The sequence below is a fragment of the Gordonia sp. SCSIO 19800 genome, assembly GCF_018132775.1.
GTDB classification, from domain to species: Bacteria; Actinomycetota; Actinomycetes; order Mycobacteriales; family Mycobacteriaceae; genus Gordonia; species Gordonia hongkongensis.
Map to the genome: position 1 here is coordinate 266769 of NZ_JAGRQM010000005.1, position 23891 is coordinate 290659.

Consider the following 23891-nt stretch of genomic DNA (forward strand, 5'->3'; position numbering starts at 1 on the left):
TGCCGACGCCGCCGGTGCCGCGGGGAACCCGTCGGGACCGCGAAGCGTTGGGGAGGGCAGCAGGCGCGCCGCCGGTTCGGTGGGCGCCGAGCAGTTCAGTTGGGCCGAGACGTTCAGTAGGGAGGAGACTCGATGGCGATGCTCTTACGCGAGGCGCTCGGCGACAGCCTGCGTCGGGTCCGGACGCAGCAGGGCCGGACCCTGCGCGAGGTGTCCACCGGTGCGCGGGTGAGTCTGGGCTACCTCTCGGAAGTCGAACGCGGTCAGAAGGAGGCGTCGAGCGAACTGCTCGCCGCGATCTGCGACGCGCTCGACGTCGAGATCGCCGACCTGCTCCTCGAAGTCGGCAGCGCAATGCGTCCGGCCGGTGCCGAACCCGTCGTGGTCGGCGCCGAGCCGATGGGTGACGGCGTCGAAGCCACCGAGGCCGGACTGACCGCGACCAAGGTCGTGATCCCGGCTCCCGCCGGTCGCCGGGAGGCCACGGCTCTCGCGGCTGCCTGACCCGCACCGTCTGAACGACACCGACTCAACACCGGACTCGCAGACGCTAGATTGGTCACCAGAGTTCTCAGACCCCTGAATGGAGTACGACGAGCATGGCGAACCCGTTCGTGAAGTTGTGGCGCTACCTCACAGCACTCGGCAACGCGAAGATCGACGAGCACGCTGACCCGAAGGTCCAGATCCAGCAGGCGATCGAGGACGCCCAGCGTCAGCACCAGGCGCTCTCGCAGCAGGCGGCCTCGGTGATCGGCAACCAGCGGCAGCTCGAGATGAAGCTGAACCGGCAACTCGAGGACGTCGAGCGGCTGCAGGCGAATACCCGCCAGGCGCTGACGCTGGCCGATCAGGCCGCCGCGGCCGGCGACACCCAGAAGGCGACCGAGTACACCAACGCCGCCGAGGCGTTCGCGGCCCAGCTGGTGACCGCCGAGCAGAGCGTGGAGGACCTCAAGTCCTTGCACGACCAGTCGCTCCAGGCGGCCGATCAGGCCAAGAAGGCCGTCGAGCGCAACGCGATGATCCTGCAGCAGAAGCTGTCCGAGCGTTCGAAGCTGCTCAGTCAACTCGAGCAGGCGAAGATGCAGGAGCAGGTCTCGGCGTCGCTCAACCAGATGAGCGAGCTGTCGGTGCCCGGGAACACGCCGAGCCTCGACCAGGTCCGCGACAAGATCGAACGACGCTACGCGAACGCGCTCGGTTCGGCGGAGCTGGCCAAGAACTCCGTGCAGGGCCGCATGCAGGAGGTCGAGCAGGCCGGCGTGCAGATGGCCGGACATTCTCGTCTCGAACAGATCCGCGCGAGCATGCGCGGTGACGCGCTGCCCGCCGCCGGGACGACCGCACCGGGTCTGCAGAAGCCGGCGACCCAGTCCGCGCCGCCGACCACCGAGCCGCCCCAGCAGAACTGACAGATCGCGCACGCGTGCACGACGAACCCGTGCGCGTCGCGATCGTCGCGGGCTCCGACGCCGGGCATGCCTTCCCGGCTTTCGCGCTGGCCGAGCGGTTCCGCTCCGCCGGTGACACACCGGTCGTGTTCACCTCCCTCGCATGGTCGGAGGCCGCGCGCCGCCGGGGGATCGACATCGCTGATCTCCCGGGGCTGCGCGCCGAGGACTCCGACGACGACTCCGACGCCGGAGCCAAACTGAGTGCCCGCGCCGCGCGCATGGCCCAGCAGCTCGTCGGGCCGCTGCGTGCGGCCGGGTCGCAACTCGTCATCTCCGACGTCATCACCGTGGGCGGGGGCTGGGCCGCTCAACTGTGTGGACTGCCCTGGATCGAGCTGTCGCCGCATCCGCTGTACCGGCCGTCCCGGGGACTACCGCCGATCGGGTCCGGGCTCGAACCGGGTCGCGGCGTCGGGGGTCGGCTGCGCGACACGCTGATGCGCGCCGCCACCGCGTCGTCGATCCGCCAGGGCGTGCGGCAGCGGGACGCTGCCCGGCGGACGATCGGGCTGGGTGACGTCGACGCGGAACCGGCGGCGCGACTCATCGCCACCCTTCCCGGCCTCGAGGTCCCGCGCCCCGACTGGCCGACCGACGCGCATCTCGTCGGACCCCTGGTGTGGGAGCCCACCGACGATCACTTCACCGTGCCTCCCGGCGATCACCCCCTCGTCGTCGTCGCCCCGTCGACCGCGCAGACCGGCGCCGCCGACATGCTCGGCGAGGCTCTCGAAGCGCTGTCGCCCGACACACTGGGCCGGACCGTGCGGGTGGTGGTCTCGGGGCTCCGAGACCCCGACGGGGCTGATCTCGCCCGCTTCCGCGGGGAACTGATCACGGCGGGGCCGGGCCGGCAGGACGAGGTGCTCGCGCACGCCGACCTGCTGATCTGTGGCTCCGGGCACGGGATCCTCGCGAAGGCGATGCTCGCGACGGTGCCGGTCGTCGCGGTACCCGGTGGGGGTGACCAGTGGGAGCTCGCCGCCCGGATCCGACGAGCCGGCGCGGGGCAGGCGGTGCGTCCGGTCACCGCGGACGCGGTTGCCGACGCCGTGCGGGCCGTCCTGGACGATCCGGCACATGCACGCGCGGCGGGTGCGATCGGGGAGTCGGTGACCGACGTCGTCGACCCGGTGGCGGTCGCGCATCGCGTTCTGGCGGCGTCACCTAGGCTGGACCCGTGCGTCTGACCGAGTTCACCGAGTTGATGACCACCGAATTCGGTGTGCCGTCGGCGGATTCGATCCTGTCCGATCACATCCTGATCGAGGTCGGCGGACGCACGGGTGCCCAGGCGATCGACGACGGGGTCGACCCGCGCGACGTCTGGATCGCGATCTGTCGCGACTTCGACGTACCGCGCCATCGCTGGTGACACGCCACCGCGTGTCACACTTGCCATCGAACAGGTGTTCGTCCATCCTGGTGCCCAGAGGTGAAATCAGACGGAACCACACGGGCCGAGTCTGCGTCTGAAGAGTTGTCGGACCCACCGGCTACTTTCATCACATGAACGCCCGGACCGCACAGACCGCCCGCCGGAAATCCGGCTCACAACCGAGGAGAACTCCCATGGCACCTGCGCCCCAAGACCGCGAGAAGGCTCTCGACCTCGCCCTCGCGCAGATCGACAAGAACTTCGGCAAGGGTTCGGTGATGCGGCTCGGCGAGGAGACCCGTCAGCCGATCGAGATCATCCCCACCGGGTCCATCGCGCTCGACGTCGCCCTCGGTATCGGCGGACTGCCCCGCGGCCGCGTCGTGGAGATCTACGGTCCGGAGTCCTCGGGTAAGACGACCGTCGCCCTGCACGCCGTCGCCAACGCCCAGGCGCAGGGCGGCATCGCCGCGTTCATCGACGCCGAGCACGCACTCGATCCCGACTACGCCGCCAAACTCGGCGTCGACACCGACGCGCTGCTGGTGTCCCAGCCCGACACCGGTGAGCAGGCGCTCGAGATCGCGGACATGCTGATCCGATCGGGCGCGCTCGACATCCTGGTCATCGACTCGGTGGCCGCGCTGGTCCCCAAGGCCGAGATCGAGGGCGAGATGGGCGACAGCCACGTCGGTCTGCAGGCCCGCCTGATGAGCCAGGCCCTGCGGAAGATGACCTCCGCGCTGAACCAGTCGAAGACCACCGCGATCTTCATCAACCAGCTACGCGAGAAGATCGGCGTCATGTTCGGTTCGCCCGAGACCACCACGGGCGGAAAGGCGCTGAAGTTCTACTCGTCGGTGCGCCTCGACGTCCGCCGGATCGAGACCCTCAAGGACGGGACCGACGCGGTCGGTAACCGCACACGCGTCAAGGTCGTCAAGAACAAGGTCGCACCGCCGTTCAAGCAGGCCGAGTTCGACATCCTCTACGGCCAGGGCATCAGCAAGGAGGGCTCGCTGATCGACATGGGTGTCGCGGAGGGCTTCATCCGCAAGTCCGGTTCGTGGTTCACCTACGAGGGCGATCAACTCGGCCAGGGCAAGGAGAACGCGCGCAAGTTCCTGCTCGAGAACGTCGACATCCGCGACGAGATCGAGAAGAAGATCAAAGAGAAGCTGGGCATCGGCGCAACCGTCGACGCCGACGACATCGCCCCCGCCCCAGTCGAATTCTGACATCGAAGGCGAGTTCAGGTAGACCGTGAGCGAGGCAACGGACCCCGGGCAGACGCGCACACGGCGGGACAACGACCCCGACCGTAAGGGACCCAGCGCATGGGACTCGGCGCTCCGACTGCTCGGGGTCCGTGCGCGTTCACGCCAGGAGATGCGAGAGCGATTGACGCGCAAGGGTTTCGAACCCGAGGCGGTCGACGACGTGATGGCGCGCCTGGAGCAACACAACCTCCTCGACGACGAGGAGTTCGCCTCCGATTGGGTACGATCCCGCCACCTCAACTCCGGTAAGGGGCGCGTCGCGTTACGACACGAGCTCCGCACCAAGGGGATCGACGAGTCGATCATCGCCGAGGCCCTCGCCGACATCGACCCCGACGACGAACGTGAGATCGCGTCGGGTCTGGTCGTGCGCAAACTCACGCCCTCGGTCGTCGACCGGATAGCCGAGGATCGCGCCGAACGCGACAAGGCGATGCGACGTCTCGTCGGAATGCTGGTGCGGCGCGGCTATTCCCAATCCCTGGCGTTCGACGTCGTGGGGGAGGCGCTCAGCGAGCTGCGTAGCGGCTGAGCGCCCCCACACGACGATCGTGCGGGTGTCACCTGCCGGTCGGCAGGTTCTCCGACGCAGCGAGTTCGGTCTCTTCCGGATCCGCGGGCGGTGCGGACGACCGGCGCCCCTGCCGGAGCCGGCGTTCGAGGCTGGTGGCGAAGGTCGAGAGCCCGAAGTTGATCAGGATCATGATGATGGCCACGACGATCAGTGCCGGGATGTAGTTGCCGTAGCGCGACGCCGAGAGCAGGCCGCTGCGGACCACCTCGGAGTAACCGATGATGTAGCCCAGCGCACTGTCCTTCAGCGCCACGACCATCTGCGAGATCAGTGCGGGCATCATCGCCGTGATCGCCTGTGGCAGAAGGATGATGCGCATCATCTGGCTCTTGCGCAGACCCAGGGCCATCGACGCCTCGGTTTGTCCCTTGGGCAGTGAGTTGATACCGGATCGCAGGATCTCGGCCATGACCGACCCGTTGTACAGGGTGAGTCCGGTGACCACCGCCGCGAACGCCAGGAAGGACGACGGGAAGATCCCGTAGATCGCGAACAGGAACCAGGTGAACACCATCAGGATCAGCACCGGGATGGCGCGGAACACCTCGACGAACAGGCCCGCGATGGTGCGTACCCACAGGTGATCGGAGAGGCGGCCGATACCGAGGACCGCACCGAGTAACAGCGACAGCACGATCGAGACCGCCGCGGCCGCGAGGGTCCGCCACAGGCCCGGCAGGATGTAGCCGGTCCACGTGCTCCACGTGACGAACGGCGACCACTTCTCGGCGGTGAACTGTTCGTTGGCGGCGAGTACGGCGATCACGTAGATCGCGATCGCGGCCAGAACCGCGATGAACGCGATCGCCAGCAGGCGGTTCCGGGTGCGGGCGCGTGGTCCCGGGGCGTCGTAGAGGACGGTCGAGTCAGCGCTCATCGTTTCACCGCCAGTCGCTTGGCGAGGTAGCCGAAGACGGCACCCTCGCTGAGTGTGATGATCATGAATCCCGCCGCGATGACGCCGAAGATGACGAACAGCTGGTCGGAGTAGGTCTCGATCTCGGTCTTCATCAGAGCCGCCGCCTCGGCGACGCCGATCACCGAGGCGACCGTCGTGTTCTTGGTGAGCGCGATCAGGACGCTGCCCAGCGGACCGATCACCGACCGGATCGCCTGCGGCAGCACGATGACCCCGAAGACCTGCGTGAACGAGAGGCCGAGGGAGCGAGCGGCTTCGGCCTGCCCGAGCGGGACCGTGTTGAAGCCGGAGCGCAGCGTCTCACAGACGAACGTCGAGGTGTACAGCACGAAGGCGAGGACGGCGAGCCAGAAGTTGTTCGACTCGATCGTCGGCGCGAAGGTCAGGCCCAGGTTCTGGTACAGGCCGATCGCACAGAACAGCACCACGAGTGTCAGCGGCGTGTTGCGGACGATGTTCACGTAGACCTCGGCGAAGCCGCGCATCACCGGCACGGGGGAGACCCGCATGGCCGCGAGGATCGTGCCCCACACCAGCGAGCCGATCGCCGAGTAGAAGGTCAGCTGGATGGTCACCCAGAAGGCCGGCCACAGCTCTGGACCCATGCTCTCCCACAGAGAGACGTCATTCATCGGTAGCTCCGTCGCTCACTGCAGCCCGGGCGGGCACGGTGTGGAGGGCGAGTCGAGGAAGTCGAGGTCGCCGGGATCGGGCAGGTAGGGGAACTTCGAGTCCGGACGGTCGGCGCGGGCGATGATCTCGTCCACGTAGGGATTGCCGAGTGCCTCGCGCAGCGCGGCGTTCCAGGCCGACTCGCCGTCGACGGAAGGGGCAAGCATCGCGTCGAGTGCCGTGTTGACGGCGTTCTGCGACGCGGTGTCGTCCAGAGCCAGCCCCACGCCGTAGCGCTCGGTGGAGAACGGACTGCCCGCGGTCTTCAGGGCATCCTTCACGCAGGCGTCCTTGAGGTAGGTCATCTCGACGAGCTTGAACTCGCCCTCCCAGAAGTTGGAGTAGCCGGCGAGGATCGCCTCGTCGGTGGTCACCGCGTCGACCTTGTCGCGACGCAGCGCCTCGACGCAGGCCGAGTAGGAGTCGTACTCCTGCAACTGGACCGCGGGCAGCTGTGCCTTGACGTTCTGCGCCGGTGTCGAGCCGGTCACCGAGCAGAGCTTCTTGCCCTTGTCGAGGTCGGCGAGTTCGTCGATCGTGTTGTCGTCGGCACGCACCATCAGACCCTGGTACGTGACGAGATAGGGACCGCCGAAGGACACCTTCTTCGAGCGCGCCGCGTTGATCGAGTACGTGGCCGCGATCAGGTCGACCTCACCGTTGTCGATCATCGCCTCGCGGCGCGCCGAGGGGGTCTCGCGCCAGGTGACCTCGGGATGGGGGACACCGAGGTCGTCGGCGATGTGGTTGACGACATAGCGCGACACCGAGGCGTCGAATCCCTCGACGTTGCCGTCCGGCTCGTAGAGGCCGAGACCGGGCTGGTCGAACTTGACGCCCAGCACGACCGATCCCTCGCGGATGGAGTCGAGCAGGTTGCGCGGTTCGGTGCTGCCGCAGGCGGACAACACGGTGGCGAGCAGGGCGCCGACCGCGAGGACCAGGCCCGCGGTCCGCATCGGGCGGGTGGTTCGCTGTGTCATGTCAGTGCCCCAGGATCTTGCCGAGGAAGTCCCGGGCGCGATCGGTCGACGGGTTGCTGAAGAACGTCTCCGGATCGGAGTCCTCGATGATCGCCCCGTCGGACATGAAGATGATGCGGTCGGCGGCCTTGCGCGCGAAGCCCATCTCGTGGGTGACGACCACCATCGTCATGCCCTCTTTCGCGAGGGACACCATCACGTCGAGCACCTCGTTGACCATCTCCGGGTCGAGGGCCGAGGTCGGTTCGTCGAACAACATGATCTTCGGGTTCATCGCCAGCGACCGGGCGATGGCCACGCGCTGCTGCTGGCCGCCGGAGAGTTGGGCGGGGTACTTGTCCTTCTGGCTGGCGATGCCGACGCGCTCGAGCAGTTCGAGGGCGCGCTTGCCGGCCTCGTCCTTGCTCTTCTTGCGCACCTTGATCGGCGCGAGCGTGACATTCTCGAGGATCGTCTTGTGCGAGAACAGGTTGAAGGACTGGAAGACCATTCCGACGTCGGCGCGGAGCCGGGCGAGGTCCTTGCCCTCGGCGGGCAGCACCTGACCCTCGACCAGGATCTCGCCGCCGTCGATCGGCTCGAGGCGATTGATCGTGCGGCAGAGGGTGGACTTGCCCGAGCCCGACGGTCCGAGGACCACCACGACCTGACCGGCGGGGACCTCGAGATCGATGTCCTTGAGGACGTGCAACGACCCGAAGTGTTTCTGCACCCCGCGCATCGCGATCATCGGCTGGGACCCTGGGTCCGCGGACTTACTCGGCGAAACGGTCATTGGGGCACCCTATCGGCCGACGTGGAACAGGGTGTCCTGTGGGAGTCGATTTGCGTGCGCCCCGTACCCTCGTAGGGGTGAGTATCGAGTTGTCGGATCGGCCTGAGCAGGCAGCACCCGCCGCGCGCAGTTATCAGGTCCGTACCTACGGCTGCCAGATGAACGTCCACGATTCCGAGCGCATCGCCGGTCTGCTCGAGGACGCCGGGTACGTGCGCGCGGGTGAGGACGACCCCGCCGATCTCGTCGTCTTCAACACCTGCGCGATCCGGGAGAACGCCGACAACAAGCTGTACGGCAACCTGTCGCACCTCGCCCCGGTCAAATCCGACCGGCCCGGCATGCAGATCGCCGTCGGCGGCTGCCTCGCGCAGAAGGACAAGGACACGGTGCTGTCCCGGGCCCCGTGGGTCGACGTCGTCTTCGGCACACACAACATCGGGTCGCTGCCCGCGTTGCTCGATCGAGCCCGCCACAACGACGCCGCCCAGGTGGAGATCCTCGACGCGCTCGAGCGGTTCCCGTCGACCCTGCCGGCCAAGCGCGACTCCGCCTACTCGGGCTGGGTGTCGGTGTCGGTGGGGTGCAACAACACCTGCACGTTCTGCATCGTGCCGTCGCTGCGCGGCAAGGAGGTCGACCGCCGGCCGGGCGAGGTGCTCGCCGAGGTACAGGCCCTCGTCGACCAGGGTGTCGTCGAGGTGACGCTGCTGGGCCAGAACGTGAACGCCTACGGGATGTCCTTCGCCGATCCCGATCAGCCCCGCAACCGGGGCGCCTTCGCCGAACTGCTGCGCGCCTGCGGTGACATCGAGGGGCTCGAACGCGTCCGGTTCACCTCACCGCACCCCGCCGAGTTCACCGACGACGTGATCGAGGCGATGGCCCAGACGCCGAATGTGTGTCCGCAACTGCACATGCCGCTGCAGTCGGGGTCCGATCGCATCCTGCGCGCGATGCGCCGCAGCTACCGGCAGACCAAGTTCCTGGGCATCCTCGACAAGGTCCGCGAGGCCATGCCGCATGCGGCGATCACCACCGACATCATCGTCGGCTTCCCCGGCGAGACCGAGGAGGACTTCCAGGCCACCCTGGACGTCGTCGAGCGCGCCCGCTTCTCGAGCGCGTTCACCTTCCAGTACTCGCCCCGCCCCGGCACGCCCGCCGCGACGATGGCCGATCAGGTGCCGCCCGAGGTCGTGGCCGATCGCTACCGGCGTCTCATCGCGCTGCAGGAGCGGATCTGCCTGGCCGAGAACGAGGCGCTGGTCGGGACCGAGGTGGAGTTGCTCGTGGTCGCCGACGAGGGGCGCAAGTCGGCGAAGACCCAGCGCATGACCGGCCGCGCCCGGGACGGCCGCCTGGTGCACTTCGCGCCCGGAACGGCGTCGGGGATCCGCCCGGGTGACGTCGTGCACACGCAGCTCACCGCAGCGGCACCACACCATCTGATCGCCGATTCCGGCGTTCTCGCGCACCGCCGCACCCGCGCCGGCGACGCACACGAACAGAGCCGTACCCCCACCACCGCGCCCGTCGGCGTCGGGCTCGGGCTGCCGGGGTTCGGTGCCCCCGCCGCCGTCCCGGCCGACGCCGGCTGCGGCAGTGGCTGCGGCAGCTGACCACCATCACGAAGTGAGGCGATGACCATGTCCGAGAATTCGGCGTCCGACAACGAGGCGTCCGGCAGCTCTGGGTCCGAGAAGGCCGCGTTCGAGCAGTACGAGAACGACCTGCGCAAGGCGGAACGGCGGGTGGCCGGCGAGATCGACCCGGGTGCGCGCGCGGTCGTCGTCGCCGTGGCAGTCGTCCTCGCCATGGTGTCGATGGTGTTGCCGCACACGGGATCCGTCACCGGGCTCGAGGTCCTCACCTTCACGCCCGAGGCGGCCGCCGAGCGCGTCACGATCGTGTCGAGGATCTTCGTCTACCTGGTGACGATCTTCGGCATCGTCGTCTCCATGCTCGCGCTGCTCACCCGCCGGTGGTTCCTGGCGTGGATCGCGCTGTGCGGGTGCGCCATCGCGTGCGTCGCCGGGATGCTGGCGTGGTGGTCGCGGAACACGCCGGGCGTCGGTGGCGTCGAGCCGCCGTCGGGCGTCGGCATCGGCCTCGTGCTGGGCTGGATCGCGGTCTTCGTGCTCACGTTCCACTGGTCCCGCGTCGTGTGGGCGCGGAGCTCTTACCAGCTCGCGCTCGAGGACGAGCGGCGCCGGCAGGCCGCCGAGCAGGAGGCCTACGCCGCAGCGCTGTACCGCAAGAACCCGCACGAGGACTGATCCGGCCGGCCCCGACCGGACTCAGCGGTCGGTGACGGCACTCTCCGCGGCGGCGGCCCACTCGCGCCACTGCGCAGCCTGATCGCGCAACTTCGCGGCGTCGCGGTCCTTTCCGCGTTCGGCCGCCTTGCGTGCCTGGTCCTCGAGTTGCGCTGCGCGATCGGCGAATTGCGCCGCCCGCGCCAGTGCCTCGGGATCGGTCCGTTGCCACTGAGCGTCCTCGGCGTCGCGGATGCGCTTCTCCAGGGCCCGCGCGCGGGCCTCCAGGCTGTGCATCTGATCGCGCGGGACCTTGCCCAGTTCGTCCCACTGATCGCGGAACGACCGGAACTCGCGGCGGGCCGCGTCGAGATCGGCGGCCGGGTCGATGGCCTTCTCGGCGGCATCGAGCAGGGCGACCTTGGCGGTCGCGTTCGCGGAGAATTCCGCGTCGCGTTCCGACGACGCCGCGTTGCGGGCGCCGAAGAAGACGTCCTGTGCGGCCTTGAACCGCTGCCAGAGGGCCTCGTCGGTGTCCCGCGGGGCGCGGCCGGCCGCCTTCCACTCACCGAGCAGTTCCCGGAACTTGGCCGACGTCGGACCCCAGTCGGTGGAGCCGGACAGCTCCTCGGCGCGGGCGATGAGTGCTTCCTTGCGTTCCTTCGCACCGGCGCGCTCGCGGTCGAGTTCGGCGAAGTGCGCACCTCGCCGGCGATTGAAGGCGTCGCGCGCTTTGGCGTACCGCTTCCACAGCGCGTCGTCGGTCTTGCGGTCGACGCCCTTGATGGACTTCCACTCGTCCAGGATCTCGCGCAGCCGGTCGCCCGCGCTCTTCCAGTTGGTCGCGTCGGCGCCGATCTGCTCGGCCTCGGCGGCGAGGACCTCCTTGCGCGCGATGGCCTCCGACCGGGTCTTCTCGCGCTCGGCGCGGATGGTCTCGGCGACCTCGTCGGCGCTGCCGACGATGGCCTCGAGGCGGCGCTGCAGCGCGGCGACGTCACCGATCACATGCGCGTTGGGCAACTCGTCGAGCAGGTGCTTGGCGGCTTGCTGGGCCTTACGCGGGTCTCCCGAGCGGGCGGTGAGCCGTTCCTCGAGGATCTCGACCTCGGTGGCGAGGTCGTCGAACCGGCGTCCGAAGTGCGCAAGCCCCTCCTCGACCGTGCCGGCCTGCCACGAACCGATCTCGCGTTCGCCCTCGTCGGTCTTGAGCCACACGACACCCGACTCGTCGATACGACCGAAGCGGTGCGGATCGCCGGTGACGAGATGCGTGACGACCGGTTCGGACGCGATGCCGGGGCGGGGTCCGGGCTTGGGTCGGGGTCCCGGCTTGGGTCCCGGCTTCGGTGTGTCCTGCCCGGCAGGTGCCTGCTGGGGTTCGGAAGCCGATTCGGTCGGGTTGCTCATGTGCACGTGTCCTGCCGCTCAGTGGTGCCGCGCGTCACGGCTGCCGGTCGCTGGAGTCGGTTCTCGCCGGGCATCCTACGCCCGCGATCGCCGACAAGTACCGTTCCATTCAAGCAGTTCAGGCCCGTCGATGTGGCGTCCATGCCGAGTTGGTGGGTCGCGGCGCGGGGTAACCGGCGCCGGGAGCGGAGCGAGCGGGCCGAATGTCACCGGCGCCGGGAGCGGAGCGAGCGGGCCGAATGTCACCGGCGCCGGGAGCGGAGCGAGCGGGCCTCGTGTTGTCGACTAGCGTCGTGGTGTGCTTGCGGCCGTCGTCTTCGTTCCGAGTGCCCCGCTGCTCGTCCCTGAGTTGGCCGGACCGGCCGCCTTCGACACCGAGCCGGTGCGGCGGGCAGCTCTTGACGCGGTCGCGGGCGCGCTCGGCGTCGACCGCTGGGTGGCGGTCGGAACCGCCGACGGGTCGACCGCGGGCCTCGTGGGCGAGCCCCTGCGCGGCACCTTCGCGCGCTTCGGCGTGGACGTCCCGGTCACGATCGACTCCGCGATCACCGATGTCGTGACCACCGATGTCGCCGCCACCGATGTCGCGGTCACCGACCCGCTGCCCCGGATGAGTCTGTCGGCGCTGATCGCCGGGTGGATCGCCGAGCGGATGTCGCTGGGTCCGCTGAGCGTGTGCAGCGTCGGTTCCGCCACGCCGCCCGCGGAGTGCGTCGCGGTGGGTACCCGGCTGGCCGCCCGTCTCGACGAGGGCTCGGACGCCGTCGGGGTCCTGGTGGTGGGCGACGGGTCGACGGCGCTGACCGACAAGGCCCCCGGCGGGGGGCGTCGGGAATCGGCGGTGGCGCTGAACGACGCGATCGTGGCTGCGCTCGGATCGGCGGACACGGACACGCTGATGGCACTCGACCCTGCGAAGTGCGATGCCGAGGGCGTCGGCGGCCGGGTCGCGTGGCAGGTGGCGGCCGGTCTCGTCGGCGACCGGTCGGTCCGGGCGGTACCCGACTTCGCCGACGCGCCCTTCGGCGTGGGTTACGTGGTCGCGACCTGGACCGTCGACGACGGTGAGCACGTCCGATGACCGCGCCGCCCACCCCGATCGCTGTTGTCGGACCCACTGCCGGCGGCAAGTCCGATCTGGCCCTCGACCTCGCCGAACGGCTCGGCGGCGAGATCGTCAACATCGACGCCATGCAGCAGTACCGCGGCATGGACGTCGGGACGGCCAAGCTCCCGCCCGACAAACGCCGCGGCATCCCGCACCATCAGCTCGACGTGCTCGACGTGACCGAGGTGGCGACGGTCGCGCGCTATCAGCAGGCCGCGCGGGCCGACGTCGACCGGTTGCGCGCCGCGGGTCGGGTCCCGGTGATCGTCGGGGGATCGATGATGTACGTCCAGGGACTCCTCGACGACTGGCAGTTCCCGGCCACCGACCCGCAGGTACGCCGGCGTTACGAGGATCTGCTCGACGAGCGCGGAGTGGACGAGATGCACCGGCTGCTCGCGGAGGTCGACCCGGCCGCGGCGTCGACCATCCTGGCCACCGACGGTCGCCGTATCGTGCGGGCGCTGGAGGTGGTCGAGCTGACCGGTGCGCCCTTCGCCGCGTCGCAGCCCACCATCGGCGAACCGCGCTGGGGCACGATCATCCTCGCCCTCGACCGGGACACCGAGGAACTCGACGATCGGATCCGCCGTCGGACGAGAGCGATGTTCGGGCAGGGCCTCGTCGAGGAGGTGGAGGACCTCTGTTCCCGCGGCCTGCGAGAGGGACGCACCGCGTCGCAGGCGATCGGTTACAAACAGGTCCTCGCGGCGCTCGACGGCGAGTACGACCTCGCGCAGGCCGAGGAGCTGACCTTCATCGGCACCCGGCGTTATGTCCGTCGGCAGCGCTCGTGGTTCCGTCGCGATTACCGGGCGCAGTGGCTCGACGCCGCCGCACCCGATCTGCTCGACCGAGCGCTGCGCATCGTCGACGCGCCTTCCCCGTAGGCTGTGATCCGTGACTTCCGCCCCGCAGAGCAGTGCGAGCGACGGCCTGCACTTCGTCAAGGGTCATGGCACCCAGAACGACTTCGTGGTCCTCGCCGACCCCGACGCCGAGATCGCGCTCGACGCCGCGACGGTCGCGGCGCTGTGCGACCGGCAACGGGGGATCGGCGCCGACGGATTGCTGCGCGTCGCCCGCTCGGGCGCCCTCGTCGCGACCGGTGTCCTCGACGCCCTGCCGGACGGGGTGTCGGCCGACGACTGGTTCATGGACTACCGCAACGGCGACGGTTCGGTCGCGGAGATGTGCGGCAACGGGGTACGCGTCTTCGCCCACTACGTCCGGGCGTCGGGACTCGTCGACACCGACACGTTCTCCGTCGGTTCCCGTGCGGGTGCCCGCGGCGTCACCATCCACTCCTTCGACGCCGTGCACGCCGAGGTCACGGTGGAGATGGGTCCGGCGCGGCTCGACGGGTCGTCGGTGGTCCGCATCGGTGACGACATCTACCCCGGCGCGATGGTCGACGTGGGCAACCCCCACCTGGCGTGCGTCGTCGCGGACATGACCGCGGCCGACCTCGACGCGGTCGACTTCTCCGCCGGCGTGATCATCGAGGCCGCCGACTTCCCGCACGGCGCGAACGTCGAGCTGCTGACCCCACCCGCGGAAGGGCCCGACGGCAGCCTGACCGCGCGGATGCGGGTGTTCGAACGGGGCGTCGGGGAGACGCGCAGCTGCGGAACCGGCCTGGTCGCGGCAACGCGCGCCGCTCTCGACGCCCGCGGCGCGGACACCGGCGAGCTGCGCATCGGCATCCCCGGCGGTGAGGTCACCGTGACGATCCGTCCCGATGGCTCGACCCTGCGCGGGCCGTCGATGCTGGTCGCCGACGGGGTGCTGCGGCCCGGCTGGGAGCGCTGAGCTCGATATTCGCGTGCTCGGTCCTGGACGGTCGTGAGACCATGGTTCCCGTATGACCGAATCAGAAGCACAGATCATGTCCGCGGCCGATCTCGGGATCCGCGACACCGCGGATCCCACCACCGGCGAACTCCAACTGTCCGAGCGCGCCTCGCTACAGCGCATCGCGGGACTCTCCACCGAACTCACCGACGTCACCGAGGTCGAGTACCGGCAGCTACGACTCGAACGCGTGGTCCTGGTCGGCGTGTGGACCGAGGGCAGCGCGGCTGCCGCGAAGGCCAACATGACCGAGCTGGCTGCCCTCGCCGAGACGGCCGGTTCACAGATCCTGGACGCGGTGATCCAGCGTCGCTCCAAACCCGATCCCGCCACCTACATTGGCAGTGGCAAAGCCGAGGAATTGCGCGAGATCGTCCTCGCGACCGGCGCCGACACCGTCGTCTGCGACGGTGAGCTCACCCCCGCCCAGCTCAATGCGCTGGAGAAGGTGGTGAAGGTGAAGGTCATCGACCGCACCGCGCTGATCCTCGACATCTTCGCCCAGCACGCGACCTCTCGCGAGGGCAAGGCGCAGGTCTCCCTCGCGCAGATGGAGTACATGCTCCCGCGTCTGCGCGGCTGGGGTGAATCGATGTCCCGGCAGGCCGGTGGCCGGGCGGGCAGCAACGGCGGTGTGGGCCTGCGCGGTCCCGGTGAGACCAAGATCGAGACCGACCGTCGCCGCATTCGGGAGCGGATGGCCAAGCTGCGGCGCGAGATCCGTGGCATGAAGAAGGCGCGGAACACCAAACGTGCTGCGCGCAAGAGCGGTTCGATCCCGACGATCACCGTCGCCGGCTACACCAACGCGGGCAAGTCCAGCCTGGTCAACGCGATGACCGGCGCCGGTGTCCTCGTGCAGGACGCGTTGTTCGCGACCCTGGATCCCACCACCAGGCGGGCGACGCTCGACGACGGCCGCGCGGTCGTCTTCACCGATACGGTCGGGTTCGTCCGGCATCTGCCGACCCAGCTCGTCGAGGCGTTCCGCTCGACGCTCGAGGAGGTCGTCGACGCCGATCTGCTGCTGCACGTCGTGGACGGTGCGGACGCCTTCCCGATGGAACAGATCTCGGCCGTCCGTCAGGTCATCAACGAGATCGTCACCGAAGAGGGCGTCACCGCGCCGCCGGAGTTGTTGGTCATCAACAAGATCGACGCCATCGACGGCAACCGCCTCACCGAGTTGCGTGGCGCGCTCGGTCCGGATGCGGTGTTCATCTCCGCCCGAACCGGTGAGGGACTGCCCGAACTCTTCGGGCGGGTGCGCGAGTTCGTCGGTCGCGAGGACGTCGAGATGACCATCGAGGTGCCGTTCGACCGGGGTGATGTCGTGTCTCGCGTCCACAGCGAGGGCGAGGTCATCTCGTCGGAGCACACCGAGACCGGTACCACGATGAAGGTCCGCGTCCCGGCCGCTTTCGCGGGCGAGATCGCGGACCTCCGGATCTGAGCGCTTCGCCGGCGGTACGGACCCAGTCGGCTGGACCGACCTAGTCGGCGTCGAGATCCTTCTCGACGAGACCGACGATGGTGTCGAGCGCGGCCTGGTCGTCGGCCGTCACGACCACGCGGGTGCCCTTCTCGGCCCCGAGCGTCATGATCATCAGCGCCGATCCCGCGTCCACCGGGTCACCGCCCTCGAGGCCCAGCGTCACCGGGCTGCCGGTCTCGGCGACCGCCTCGGCGATGATCGTGGCGGGGCGGGCGTGCAGTCCGACTGCGGAGCCGACGGTGGCGGTGGTGCTGGGCATGGGAACTCCTTCGAGTGTTGTCGTGTGTTCTGCGGTGGTTATCGGGCGATTCGGTGCCGGGGAGCGCCCCGGATGTCAGGTGGTCGTGTGATCGGGTGTCAGACGGCGACCGCCTCGAGTTCGTCGAAGGCGACGGCGTCGCGACTGCGGTGCACCTGCTTGGCCGCGACCACCAGGACGGCGGACAGCACCGTACCGGCGACCAGCGCGACGAGGAACAGGACCCAGTTGTTCATGGCGAAGAAGACGAAGATGCCGCCGTGCGGGGCGCGCAGTTCGACACCGAAGGCCATGATCAGCGCACCGCTCAGGGCACCACCGGCCATCATCGACGGGATGACCCGGAAGGGGTCGACCGCGGCGAACGGGATGGCACCTTCGGAGATGAACGACGCGCCGAGGAGCCATGCGGCCTTGCCGTTCTCGCGCTCCGGTTCGGTGAACAGGCCCGGTCGGACGACAGTGGCGAGAGCCAGGGCGAGCGGGGGCACCATGCCGGCACACATGACCGCCGCCATGATCTGGAACTGCGCGGGTCCGGCAGTCGCCGCGTCGGCGATCCCGGCGGTGGCGAACAGGTACGCGCTCTTGTTGACCGGTCCGCCGAGGTCGAAGCACATCATCAGGCCGAGCACGATGCCGAGGGCGATGGCCGATCCGCCGGACATGCTCTCGAGGCCGCTGTTCATCTGCTCGGTCAGCCAGGCGAGCGGTTTGCCGAGGACCATGTAGAGCAGTCCGCCGACGATCATGCTGCCGAACAGCGGGATGACCACGACCGGCATGAGACCACGAGCCCACTGGGGCACCGGGGTCCGCGCGATCCACAGGCACACCACGCCGGCGATGAGACCGCCGATCAGTGCGCCGATGAAGCTGGCGCCCACGGCGAGCGAGACGATGCCGGCGACGAAACCGGGTGCGATACCGGGGCGGTCGGCGATCGCGAAGGAGATGTAGCCCGCGAGGACCGGTACCGCCAGGCCCATCACGCCCGAGCCGATCGCGAAGCTCACCGCGCCCAGGTACTGCAACAACCCGCCCGCCGGCAGATCCCAGAGGCTGTTGTTCAGGGCGATGAACGCGCCGTCGCTGAGGGTGCCGCCGTCGTCGAGGTTCGTGTTGGCGACCTCGTAGCCGGCGAGCAGGAAGCCGAGCGCGATGAGCAGTCCGCCCGCCGCGACGAACGGGATCATGTAGCTCACACCGGTCATGAGTGCCTGGCGTGTACGGCCGGCGAGACCGATGCCCGACTTCGACGAGTCGGCCGCGTCCGCGTCCGCGCCGTCGCCGGTGACGCGCGCCGCGTTCGGGTCGCGCCCCGCCGCGACCGCCTCGGCGATCATGGCGTCGGGCTCGTTGATGGCGCGCTTCACCCCGGATGCGATGACGGGTTTGCCGCGGAACCGGTTGCGGTCCTTGACCCCGACGTCGGTGGCGAAGATGACGGCGTCGGCCGACGCGATCACATCCGGATCGAAGGCCGTGGTCGCCGAGGACCCCTGGGTCTCCACCGCGAACTCGACGCCGGCCCGCTCGGCGGCGTACTTCAGGGCGTCGGCCGCCATGTAGGTGTGGGCGATGCCGGTCGGGCATGCGGTGATCGCGACGATGCGCGGCGTGGCCGGTCCCGGGTCCGGGGTCCGGTCCGAGTCCGGGCGGGCCGGCGCACCTTCGGGTTCCGTGGTCGACGTCGCTGGTGCTGCCGCGGCGGCCGGGGCAGTGGTCGACGGGGCAGGGGTCGACGGGGTGGCGGTCGGCGCGGTGGCGGGGGCCGGGGGTGCGGGGTCGATGGCCTCGTTGACCAATTCGATGACCCGCTCCTCGTTCTCGGCCGCGCGGAGCGAGGCCACGAAGTCGGGCCGGACGAGTGAGCGGGCCAGCGAGCTGAGGAGCTTCATGTGCGCACTGGCACCCCCCTCGGGCGCGGCGATGAGGAAGACCAGGTCGGCCGGCCCGTCCGGTGCGCCGAAGTCGACCTTGCGGGACAGCCGCGCCATGGCGAGACTGGCCGCGGTCACCGACGCGGTACGGGCGTGCGGGATGGCGATGCCGCCGGGAAGTCCGGTGGCGGACTTGGCTTCTCGGTCCAGTGCGGCCCGCGCGAGGTCGGCGGGATCGGTGGTCCGGCCGGCCGCGGCGAGGGCGTCGGCGAGCGTGGTGATGACGGCGGCGGGATCGCCGCCGGCGTCGACGTCGAGACTCACCGTCTGCGCGGTGATGATCTGCTCGGTCATGGCATGTCCTTCGGTGGAAAGGGTGGGGTCGGTGCTGGGTGGGTCGATGGTGGATGGAGTCGGTGCTGGATGGGTGCGGTGTTGGATGGATGTGGGGACCCGCCGGGACGGTGCCGTCAGGTCATGCGCGCGGCTCCCGACAGTTCGGTCACCCGCACGCCGGGGAGGTCGAGGTGGTCGGGCGTGGGGGCCTGGGTGCCGGCGAGCGATGCGGCCGCCGCGCCGTACGCCACGGCCGACCGGAGGCAGTCGGCGGGCGCGGCCCCGGTGCTCTGCGCGATGAGGTAGCCGGCCAGTGACGAGTCGCCGGCGCCGACGGTGCTGCGCGGGACGATCGGCGGCGGGGTCGCCGACCACACGCCGGATGCGGTGACCAACACGGCCCCGACGGCGCCGAGGGTGGCGAGGACGTTGCCCCCGATCTGTTCGGCGATGGTCGCAGCGGCGTCGATGACCGGTCCGAGATCGTTGCGCGCGAGTGCTTCTCGGAGCTGTCCGGGGTCGGCGCCGGTCAGTTCGGCGAGCTCGTCCTCGTTGGGCTTGATCAGGTCGACGCGACCGGTGACGCTGGCACGGAGGGGAGCGCCCGAGGTGTCCACCGCGACCCGGCAGCCGGCGAGGACGAGGTCGTCGGCGATCGAGCGGTACCAGTCGTCGGGGACGCCAGGAGGCAGCGAACCGCAGAGGGTGACCCACTGCGCGGAGCCGGCGTGCTCACGGATCAGCCCGACTAGCGCCTCGCGATCCGGGCCCGTCAAGGTGACGCCCGGTGCGTTGATCTTGGTGGTCGTCCCGTCGGATTCGGCGATGGTGATGTTGGACCGGACCTCGCCCTCGACCGGCACGGCGTCGTAGGGGAGTGCGAGGTCGTCGAGTGCGGCCCGCAACGGGTCGCCCGGCCGCGCCGGGAGCAGTGCGCGGGTGGCCAGGCCCGCGGCCGCGACGACCCGGGCCACGTTGACGCCCTTGCCGCCCGGCTCGGTGCGGACCACGCCGGCGCGCTGCACCTCGCCGCGGGCGAGCGGTGCGCCGAGTTCGAGGGTGCGGTCGAGACTCGGGTTGGCGGTGACGGTGACGATCATGCGATCACGACCTCGACGCCACGCGCGGACAGGGCCGCCGAATAGGCCGGGTCGATCCCGGAGTCGGTGATGAGGACGTCGACGTCGTCGAGTCCGGCGAAGGAGGTGAGGTCCTCGCGGTCCATCTTCGAGCTGTCGGCAAGGACTACGACCCGTTGCGCGGCTGCGACCATCGCCGCCTTGACCGCGGCCTCGTCCGGGTCGGGTGTCGACAACCCGTGGGCCTCGCTCAGGCCGTTCGTCCCGATGAAGGCGGTGGTCACGCGCAGTCGGCGAAGCGCGTCCACGGTGTCGACGCCCACGGTCGCCTGGGTGAGACCGCGTACGCGTCCGCCGAGGGCATGGAGACCGTCGGGATGGGTTCCCGCGAGCAGGCCGGCGATGGGCAGGCTGTTGGTGAACAGGGTGAGCCTCCGATCGGGAGCGGTCGCCTCGGCCGCGCGGTAGGTGGTGGTGCCGGCGTCGAAGAGCACCGAGCCGCCGTCGGGCGGCAGGAACCGGATGGCCGCCCGGCCGATCGCGGTCTTCTGCTCGATCTGGCTCGACTCCCGTTCGTCGATCCCGAGCTCGCCGAGGGTGCGCATGATCTCGGCGCGCACGGCGCCGCCGTGGACCCGCTGGAGATGTCCGGCGCGTTCCAGTACCGCGAGATCGCGTCGGACGGTCTCGCTGGTGACGTCGAATTTCTCGGCGAGCGCGGCCACGGATGCCCGCCCCGCGAGTCGCACCTCGTCGACGATCGCCTGTTGTCTCTCCTCGGCGTACACACCGCTCCGATCTCCGGTTTCGACCAACCCGCTTGTTGAGGCGTGTGGGATTGGATGTTGTAGTAATTGTGTTTACGCCTGTTTGTGTTGACAAGTCAAGCACTTTTTGTAACGGTGGTCACATCGGTAGTCGAGTGAGAGGCAAGACGATGGCGCAGATCCTGACGGGAACCCCGGTGGTCGGCGGGTTGGCCCACGGTCCCGCGCTGTGGCCGGGCGAGCGACCCGACCACTCGCCGGAGAAGCTCGGCGTCGGTGTGGAGATCGCCGAGGAACGGCGCGCCGACGAGGTCACGCGCTTCGCCACCGCGGCCGGCGCCGTCGCCGCGCGGCTGCGCACGCGCGCGTCGCAGAACACCGGGGTGACGGCCGAGGTGCTCGCCGCGACGGCGGGCCTGGCCGAGGACCGCGGCTGGATCGGTGCCGCGACCGCGCTCATCGGCAAGGGCGCCCCCGCCGAGGCCGCTGCCGTCGCGGCCACCGAACAGTTCGCGGCGGTGTTCACCAAGCTCGGCGGACTGATGGCCGAGCGGGTCACCGATCTCAACGACGTGCGCGACCGGGTCCTCGCCGAACTGCTCGGCCTACCCGAACCTGGTGTGCCCACTCCGGAGGTGCCGTCGGTCCTGCTCGCCGACGACCTCGCGCCCGCCGACACCGCGGGCCTCGACCCCACGAGCACCATCGCCCTCGTCACCCGCCTCGGCGGACCGACCAGCCACACCGCGATCATCGCGCGCCAGCTGGGGATCCCGTGCGTGGTGGCGGTGGCCGACCTGGACGAGATCGAGCCCGGCACAACCGTTCTCGTCGACGGCAGCACCGGGCGGATCGAGGTGGAGCCCGATGCGGAGGCGGCCCGGGCTCGCGTCGACGAGGATCGGCGGCATGCCGCACTCGTCGCCGGCTGGACCGGTCCGGGGCAGACCGCCGACGGGGTGGCCGTGGCGGTGCTCGCCAACGTCGCCGACGGATCGTCGGCACGCGCCGCGGCCGGGTACCCCGTCGAGGGCGTCGGGCTCTTCCGCACCGAACTCGCGTTCCTCGAGCGTGCCGACGAACCGTCGGTGGACGAGCAGGCCGCGATCTACCGGGAGGTGCTCGATGCGTTCGACGGGCAGAAGGTGGTCATCCGCACCCTCGACGCCGGGTCCGACAAACCGCTCCGGTTCGTGACCCATCCCGACGAATCGAACCCAGCGCTCGGCGTGCGGGGCGATCGGATCGCGCTGGCGCACCCCGAGATCCGCGCGCATCAGCTCGACGCGATCGCGCAGGCCGCGTCGGGGTCGGCCGTCGCGCCGTGGGTCATGGCGCCGATGATCGCCTCGCCGGCGGAGGCGCGCACCTTCGCCGCCGAGGTCCGCGGCCGTGGTCTGGTCGCCGGGGTGATGATCGAGGTGCCCGCGGCGGCGATCCTGGCCGAAGCCGTCCTCGCCGAGGTGGACTTCGTGTCCATCGGCACCAACGATCTGACCCAGTACACGATGGCGGCCGACCGGATGTCGGCCGATCTCGCCGGACTGACCGACCCGTGGCAACCGGCCGTGTTGAGCCTCATCGCGGGTGTCGCGGCAGCGGGTGCACGTCAGGGAAAGCCGGTCGGGGTGTGCGGCGAGGCCGCCGCCGATCCGAACCTCGCCTGCGTGCTCGTCGGTCTCGGGGTCACCTCGCTGTCCAGCGCGCCGGCTGCTGCGGCGGCCGTGGGGGCCCGGCTCGGCGAGGTGTCCGCACCGGACTGCCGGGCCGCCGCCGAGGCTGCCCTGTCCACCTCGGATCCCGCCGCGGCGCGCGAGGCGGCCGCGGCGGTGCTCGACGGTTCGGTCGGTGGAGAGGTCAGACTCGCCGCATCACGGTGACGACCTTGCCGAGGATGACGGCATCGTTGCCCGGGATCGGATCGAACAGTTCGTTGTGCGGCATGAGCCAGACGTTCGGGCCCTGACGCTTGAAGGTCTTCACGGTGGCCTCGCCGTCGATCATGGCCGCGACGATGTCGCCGTTGTCGGCGACGTTCTGCTGCCGGACCACGACCCAGTCGCCGTCGCAGATCGCGGCGTCGATCATCGACTCGCCGACGACGCGCAACAGGAAGAGCGATCCCTCGCCGACGAGCTCACGGGGCAGTGGGAAGACGTCCTCGACGGCCTCCTCGGCCAGGATCGGACCGCCGGCCGCGATACGGCCGAGAACCGGCACGAAGGTCGGCTCGGGAAGCTGGCCGGCCGTCGGGGTGTCCGGCGACGGGGTGTCACTCGGGGCGATGTTGACCGCACGGGGACGGTTCGCGTCGCGCTTGAGCAGCCCCTTGCGTTCCAGCGTCCGCAACTGATGGGCCACCGATGACGTCGAGGCCAGGCCGACCTCGTCGCCGATCTCCCGGATGCTCGGCGGATAACCGCGCTCGCGCACCGAGCGGCGGATCACCTCCAGGACCCCGGCCTGTCGCGGGGTGAGTGAGGCCTCGGCGGCGGCGGCGTCGAACGGGGCCTCGTCGTCGGCGCCCCGCGCTCGGCCGCGCCTATCGCCGGTGTCACTCATGTTCGGTTCCTCTCGTCTTCGGAACGTGCTGGTAGATGGCTTGCGCCGGGTCCGAGCCTAGCGGAGTGCGACCGGCACCTCAAACATTTGTTCGATGTGTCGCGAGACTTTGTCGGGACGTCGTGCTACAAATTCGAACATCAGTGCATCGAACATCTGATCGATGTTCGAACACCGACCACCACACCCGCACGATCCCAGACACCCGAACACCGGAGGGCACCATGCGCACCGCCACTCTCGTCGCTCCCGTCCGCACCGACCGTCCCGACGCCGTCCGGCCGCGCACCGACCGCGCCGATCGCGTCCGGACCCGCGCCCCGCTGTCCGACGGCGGCCGACCGGTCGACAACCGGCCGGCCGGCACCCGGCCGCGGGGGGCATCGCCGGTGACCCCGCGGGTGGGCGGTACCCACTGTGGCTCTCCGGTCGGGGTCCGGGGACGTGGCCCGGTCGGGCCCGACGCGGCGGTGTTCCGTCGCCGCCGCCGCACCGCGGTCGCGCTCCTCGCCGGTGTCGGGCTGGCGTTCGTCGTGTGGGTGTTCGGTGTCGTCGGCCAGAATTACTCGGACTCGCTGACACCGTCCGCCGTGAGTTCCGAGGTCGTCCATGTGCGCTCGGGGGACTCGCTCAGCTCGATCGCCGGCCGGGTGGCACCCGAGATGCCGCGCGAGGTCGTGATCGACGAGATCGTCGCGATGAACGATCTGGGGTCGAGCGCGCTGCAGGTGGGCCAGCCCCTGCTCACCCCCCGGTACCGCTGAGGCCGGGCGGTATCCTCGATGTCACAGGGGCCGGCCGACAAGCGGCGGGGCGCACGCTTCGGGTGCGTTCCAGCGTCC

The 23891-nt window shown here is 69.9% G+C and carries 24 protein-coding genes; 14 read left to right on the forward strand and 10 right to left on the reverse strand.

The features are described from left to right. Nucleotides 1-132 precede the first annotated feature (132 nt). From KB201_RS08650 to KB201_RS08675, 6 genes are all read left to right on the forward strand, one after another. The gene (locus tag KB201_RS08650; protein WP_058250179.1) at nucleotides 133-504 is read left to right on the forward strand and encodes a helix-turn-helix domain-containing protein; all 372 of its coding nucleotides are present in this window, start codon (nucleotides 133-135) and stop codon (nucleotides 502-504) included. A gap of 95 nt (nucleotides 505-599) precedes the next feature. After that, nucleotides 600-1415: a phage shock protein PspA gene (gene pspA, locus KB201_RS08655; RefSeq protein WP_058250180.1), complete on the forward strand. Its 816-nt coding sequence runs from the start codon at nucleotides 600-602 to the stop codon at nucleotides 1413-1415. A gap of 29 nt (nucleotides 1416-1444) precedes the next feature. Beyond that, entirely contained in the window at nucleotides 1445-2647 is a 1203-nt protein-coding gene (locus KB201_RS08660) for a glycosyltransferase (protein ID WP_159371894.1), read from the forward strand. Next, the gene (locus KB201_RS08665) at nucleotides 2638-2832 is read left to right on the forward strand and encodes a DUF3046 domain-containing protein (RefSeq protein ID WP_058250181.1); all 195 of its coding nucleotides are present in this window, start codon (nucleotides 2638-2640) and stop codon (nucleotides 2830-2832) included. The genes KB201_RS08660 and KB201_RS08665 overlap by 10 nt, the downstream gene beginning before the upstream one ends. Nucleotides 2833-3029: 197 nt before the next feature. Beyond that, nucleotides 3030-4073, forward strand: coding sequence for a recombinase RecA (gene recA, locus KB201_RS08670; RefSeq protein WP_006866461.1), 1044 nt, complete (start codon nucleotides 3030-3032; stop codon nucleotides 4071-4073). 25 nt (nucleotides 4074-4098) lie between these two features. Beyond that, complete coding sequence (locus KB201_RS08675; RefSeq protein ID WP_159370671.1) at nucleotides 4099-4647, forward strand: regulatory protein RecX; 549 nt, start codon at nucleotides 4099-4101, stop codon at nucleotides 4645-4647. Between the two features lie 28 nt (nucleotides 4648-4675). Here the strand turns inward: KB201_RS08675 and KB201_RS08680 are convergent, their stop codons facing one another. From KB201_RS08680 to KB201_RS08695, 4 genes are read right to left on the reverse strand one after another with little or no spacing between them, the layout of a single operon-like run. After that, entirely contained in the window at nucleotides 4676-5566 is an 891-nt protein-coding gene (locus KB201_RS08680; protein ID WP_137808711.1) for an amino acid ABC transporter permease, read from the reverse strand. Beyond that, complete coding sequence (locus tag KB201_RS08685) at nucleotides 5563-6240, reverse strand: amino acid ABC transporter permease (RefSeq protein ID WP_058250184.1); 678 nt, start codon at nucleotides 6238-6240, stop codon at nucleotides 5563-5565. The genes KB201_RS08680 and KB201_RS08685 overlap by 4 nt, the downstream gene beginning before the upstream one ends. A gap of 15 nt (nucleotides 6241-6255) precedes the next feature. Next, on the reverse strand, nucleotides 6256-7263 hold the full coding sequence (locus KB201_RS08690; protein WP_065628923.1) for a glutamate ABC transporter substrate-binding protein: 1008 nt from the start codon (nucleotides 7261-7263) through the stop codon (nucleotides 6256-6258). A gap of 1 nt (nucleotide 7264) precedes the next feature. Next, a complete protein-coding gene (locus KB201_RS08695; RefSeq protein ID WP_165630857.1) occupies nucleotides 7265-7993 on the reverse strand; it encodes an amino acid ABC transporter ATP-binding protein in 729 nt (242 codons plus the stop codon). A 134-nt stretch (nucleotides 7994-8127) separates the two neighbouring features. Here KB201_RS08695 and miaB point away from each other — a divergent pair, with 134 nt between their 5' ends. Beyond that, a complete protein-coding gene (gene miaB / locus KB201_RS08700; RefSeq protein WP_068969901.1) occupies nucleotides 8128-9660 on the forward strand; it encodes a tRNA (N6-isopentenyl adenosine(37)-C2)-methylthiotransferase MiaB in 1533 nt (510 codons plus the stop codon). 21 nt (nucleotides 9661-9681) lie between these two features. Beyond that, nucleotides 9682-10317: a hypothetical protein gene (locus KB201_RS08705; RefSeq protein WP_374100843.1), complete on the forward strand. Its 636-nt coding sequence runs from the start codon at nucleotides 9682-9684 to the stop codon at nucleotides 10315-10317. A gap of 21 nt (nucleotides 10318-10338) precedes the next feature. Here KB201_RS08705 and KB201_RS08710 read toward each other — a convergent pair whose 3' ends face one another. Then, the gene (locus tag KB201_RS08710; protein ID WP_175404257.1) at nucleotides 10339-11706 is read right to left on the reverse strand and encodes a DUF349 domain-containing protein; all 1368 of its coding nucleotides are present in this window, start codon (nucleotides 11704-11706) and stop codon (nucleotides 10339-10341) included. Between the two features lie 298 nt (nucleotides 11707-12004). Between KB201_RS08710 and KB201_RS08715 the strand changes: the two genes are divergently transcribed. The 4 genes from KB201_RS08715 to hflX are packed head-to-tail and all read left to right on the forward strand — an operon-like array spanning nucleotide 12005 to nucleotide 16121. Further along, the gene (locus KB201_RS08715) at nucleotides 12005-12787 is read left to right on the forward strand and encodes a hypothetical protein (protein WP_159370672.1); all 783 of its coding nucleotides are present in this window, start codon (nucleotides 12005-12007) and stop codon (nucleotides 12785-12787) included. Next, on the forward strand, nucleotides 12784-13704 hold the full coding sequence (gene miaA / locus KB201_RS08720; RefSeq protein WP_211538830.1) for a tRNA (adenosine(37)-N6)-dimethylallyltransferase MiaA: 921 nt from the start codon (nucleotides 12784-12786) through the stop codon (nucleotides 13702-13704). The genes KB201_RS08715 and miaA overlap by 4 nt, the downstream gene beginning before the upstream one ends. Nucleotides 13705-13714: 10 nt before the next feature. Continuing rightward, the gene (gene dapF, locus KB201_RS08725; protein ID WP_159370674.1) at nucleotides 13715-14626 is read left to right on the forward strand and encodes a diaminopimelate epimerase; all 912 of its coding nucleotides are present in this window, start codon (nucleotides 13715-13717) and stop codon (nucleotides 14624-14626) included. Nucleotides 14627-14678: 52 nt separating this feature from the next. After that, nucleotides 14679-16121 (forward strand): GTPase HflX, encoded by a 1443-nt coding sequence (hflX, locus tag KB201_RS08730; protein ID WP_159370675.1) that lies wholly within the window; start codon nucleotides 14679-14681, stop codon nucleotides 16119-16121. Nucleotides 16122-16161: 40 nt separating this feature from the next. Here hflX and KB201_RS08735 read toward each other — a convergent pair whose 3' ends face one another. The 4 genes from KB201_RS08735 to KB201_RS08750 all read right to left on the reverse strand — a co-directional run bounded on the left by KB201_RS08735 (nucleotide 16162) and on the right by KB201_RS08750 (nucleotide 20508). Continuing rightward, a complete protein-coding gene (locus KB201_RS08735) occupies nucleotides 16162-16422 on the reverse strand; it encodes an HPr family phosphocarrier protein (RefSeq protein WP_058250193.1) in 261 nt (86 codons plus the stop codon). A 98-nt stretch (nucleotides 16423-16520) separates the two neighbouring features. Next, nucleotides 16521-18659 carry a fructose-specific PTS transporter subunit EIIC gene (locus KB201_RS08740; protein WP_159370676.1) on the reverse strand — a complete coding sequence of 713 codons (2139 nt, stop codon included), beginning with the start codon at nucleotides 18657-18659 and terminating at the stop codon, nucleotides 16521-16523. Nucleotides 18660-18775: 116 nt separating this feature from the next. Then, entirely contained in the window at nucleotides 18776-19741 is a 966-nt protein-coding gene (locus KB201_RS08745) for a 1-phosphofructokinase family hexose kinase (protein WP_211538831.1), read from the reverse strand. After that, the gene (locus KB201_RS08750) at nucleotides 19738-20508 is read right to left on the reverse strand and encodes a DeoR/GlpR family DNA-binding transcription regulator (RefSeq protein WP_058250196.1); all 771 of its coding nucleotides are present in this window, start codon (nucleotides 20506-20508) and stop codon (nucleotides 19738-19740) included. Before KB201_RS08750 ends, KB201_RS08745 begins: the two co-directional genes overlap by 4 nt. Nucleotides 20509-20657: 149 nt before the next feature. Between KB201_RS08750 and KB201_RS08755 the strand changes: the two genes are divergently transcribed. Beyond that, nucleotides 20658-22367: a phosphoenolpyruvate--protein phosphotransferase gene (locus tag KB201_RS08755; protein ID WP_165630170.1), complete on the forward strand. Its 1710-nt coding sequence runs from the start codon at nucleotides 20658-20660 to the stop codon at nucleotides 22365-22367. Here KB201_RS08755 and lexA read toward each other — a convergent pair. Continuing rightward, nucleotides 22345-23049 carry a transcriptional repressor LexA gene (gene lexA, locus KB201_RS08760; RefSeq protein WP_058250198.1) on the reverse strand — a complete coding sequence of 235 codons (705 nt, stop codon included), beginning with the start codon at nucleotides 23047-23049 and terminating at the stop codon, nucleotides 22345-22347. The genes KB201_RS08755 and lexA overlap by 23 nt on opposite strands. Nucleotides 23050-23273: 224 nt before the next feature. Between lexA and KB201_RS08765 the strand changes: the two genes are divergently transcribed. Next, on the forward strand, nucleotides 23274-23813 hold the full coding sequence (locus KB201_RS08765; protein ID WP_065628912.1) for a LysM peptidoglycan-binding domain-containing protein: 540 nt from the start codon (nucleotides 23274-23276) through the stop codon (nucleotides 23811-23813). The last annotated feature ends 78 nt before the right edge of the window (nucleotides 23814-23891 follow it).

Coding starts and splice junctions, on each gene's coding strand:
- miaA (WP_211538830.1), top strand. CDS start 12,784: ATGACCGCGCCGCCCACCCCGATCGCTGTTGTCGGACCCACTGCCGGC.
- KB201_RS08695 (WP_165630857.1), bottom strand. CDS start 7,993: ATGATCGCGATGCGCGGGGTGCAGAAACACTTCGGGTCGTTGCACGTC.
- KB201_RS08740 (WP_159370676.1), bottom strand. CDS start 18,659: ATGACCGAGCAGATCATCACCGCGCAGACGGTGAGTCTCGACGTCGAC.
- hflX (WP_159370675.1), top strand. CDS start 14,679: ATGACCGAATCAGAAGCACAGATCATGTCCGCGGCCGATCTCGGGATC.
- recA (WP_006866461.1), top strand. CDS start 3,030: ATGGCACCTGCGCCCCAAGACCGCGAGAAGGCTCTCGACCTCGCCCTC.
- pspA (WP_058250180.1), top strand. CDS start 600: ATGGCGAACCCGTTCGTGAAGTTGTGGCGCTACCTCACAGCACTCGGC.
- KB201_RS08690 (WP_065628923.1), bottom strand. CDS start 7,263: ATGACACAGCGAACCACCCGCCCGATGCGGACCGCGGGCCTGGTCCTC.
- KB201_RS08680 (WP_137808711.1), bottom strand. CDS start 5,566: ATGAGCGCTGACTCGACCGTCCTCTACGACGCCCCGGGACCACGCGCC.
- KB201_RS08650 (WP_058250179.1), top strand. CDS start 133: ATGGCGATGCTCTTACGCGAGGCGCTCGGCGACAGCCTGCGTCGGGTC.
- KB201_RS08710 (WP_175404257.1), bottom strand. CDS start 11,706: ATGAGCAACCCGACCGAATCGGCTTCCGAACCCCAGCAGGCACCTGCC.
- KB201_RS08685 (WP_058250184.1), bottom strand. CDS start 6,240: ATGAATGACGTCTCTCTGTGGGAGAGCATGGGTCCAGAGCTGTGGCCG.
- KB201_RS08705 (WP_374100843.1), top strand. CDS start 9,682: ATGACCATGTCCGAGAATTCGGCGTCCGACAACGAGGCGTCCGGCAGC.
- KB201_RS08765 (WP_065628912.1), top strand. CDS start 23,274: ATGCGCACCGCCACTCTCGTCGCTCCCGTCCGCACCGACCGTCCCGAC.
- lexA (WP_058250198.1), bottom strand. CDS start 23,049: ATGAGTGACACCGGCGATAGGCGCGGCCGAGCGCGGGGCGCCGACGAC.
- KB201_RS08735 (WP_058250193.1), bottom strand. CDS start 16,422: ATGCCCAGCACCACCGCCACCGTCGGCTCCGCAGTCGGACTGCACGCC.
- KB201_RS08745 (WP_211538831.1), bottom strand. CDS start 19,741: ATGATCGTCACCGTCACCGCCAACCCGAGTCTCGACCGCACCCTCGAA.
- KB201_RS08755 (WP_165630170.1), top strand. CDS start 20,658: ATGGCGCAGATCCTGACGGGAACCCCGGTGGTCGGCGGGTTGGCCCAC.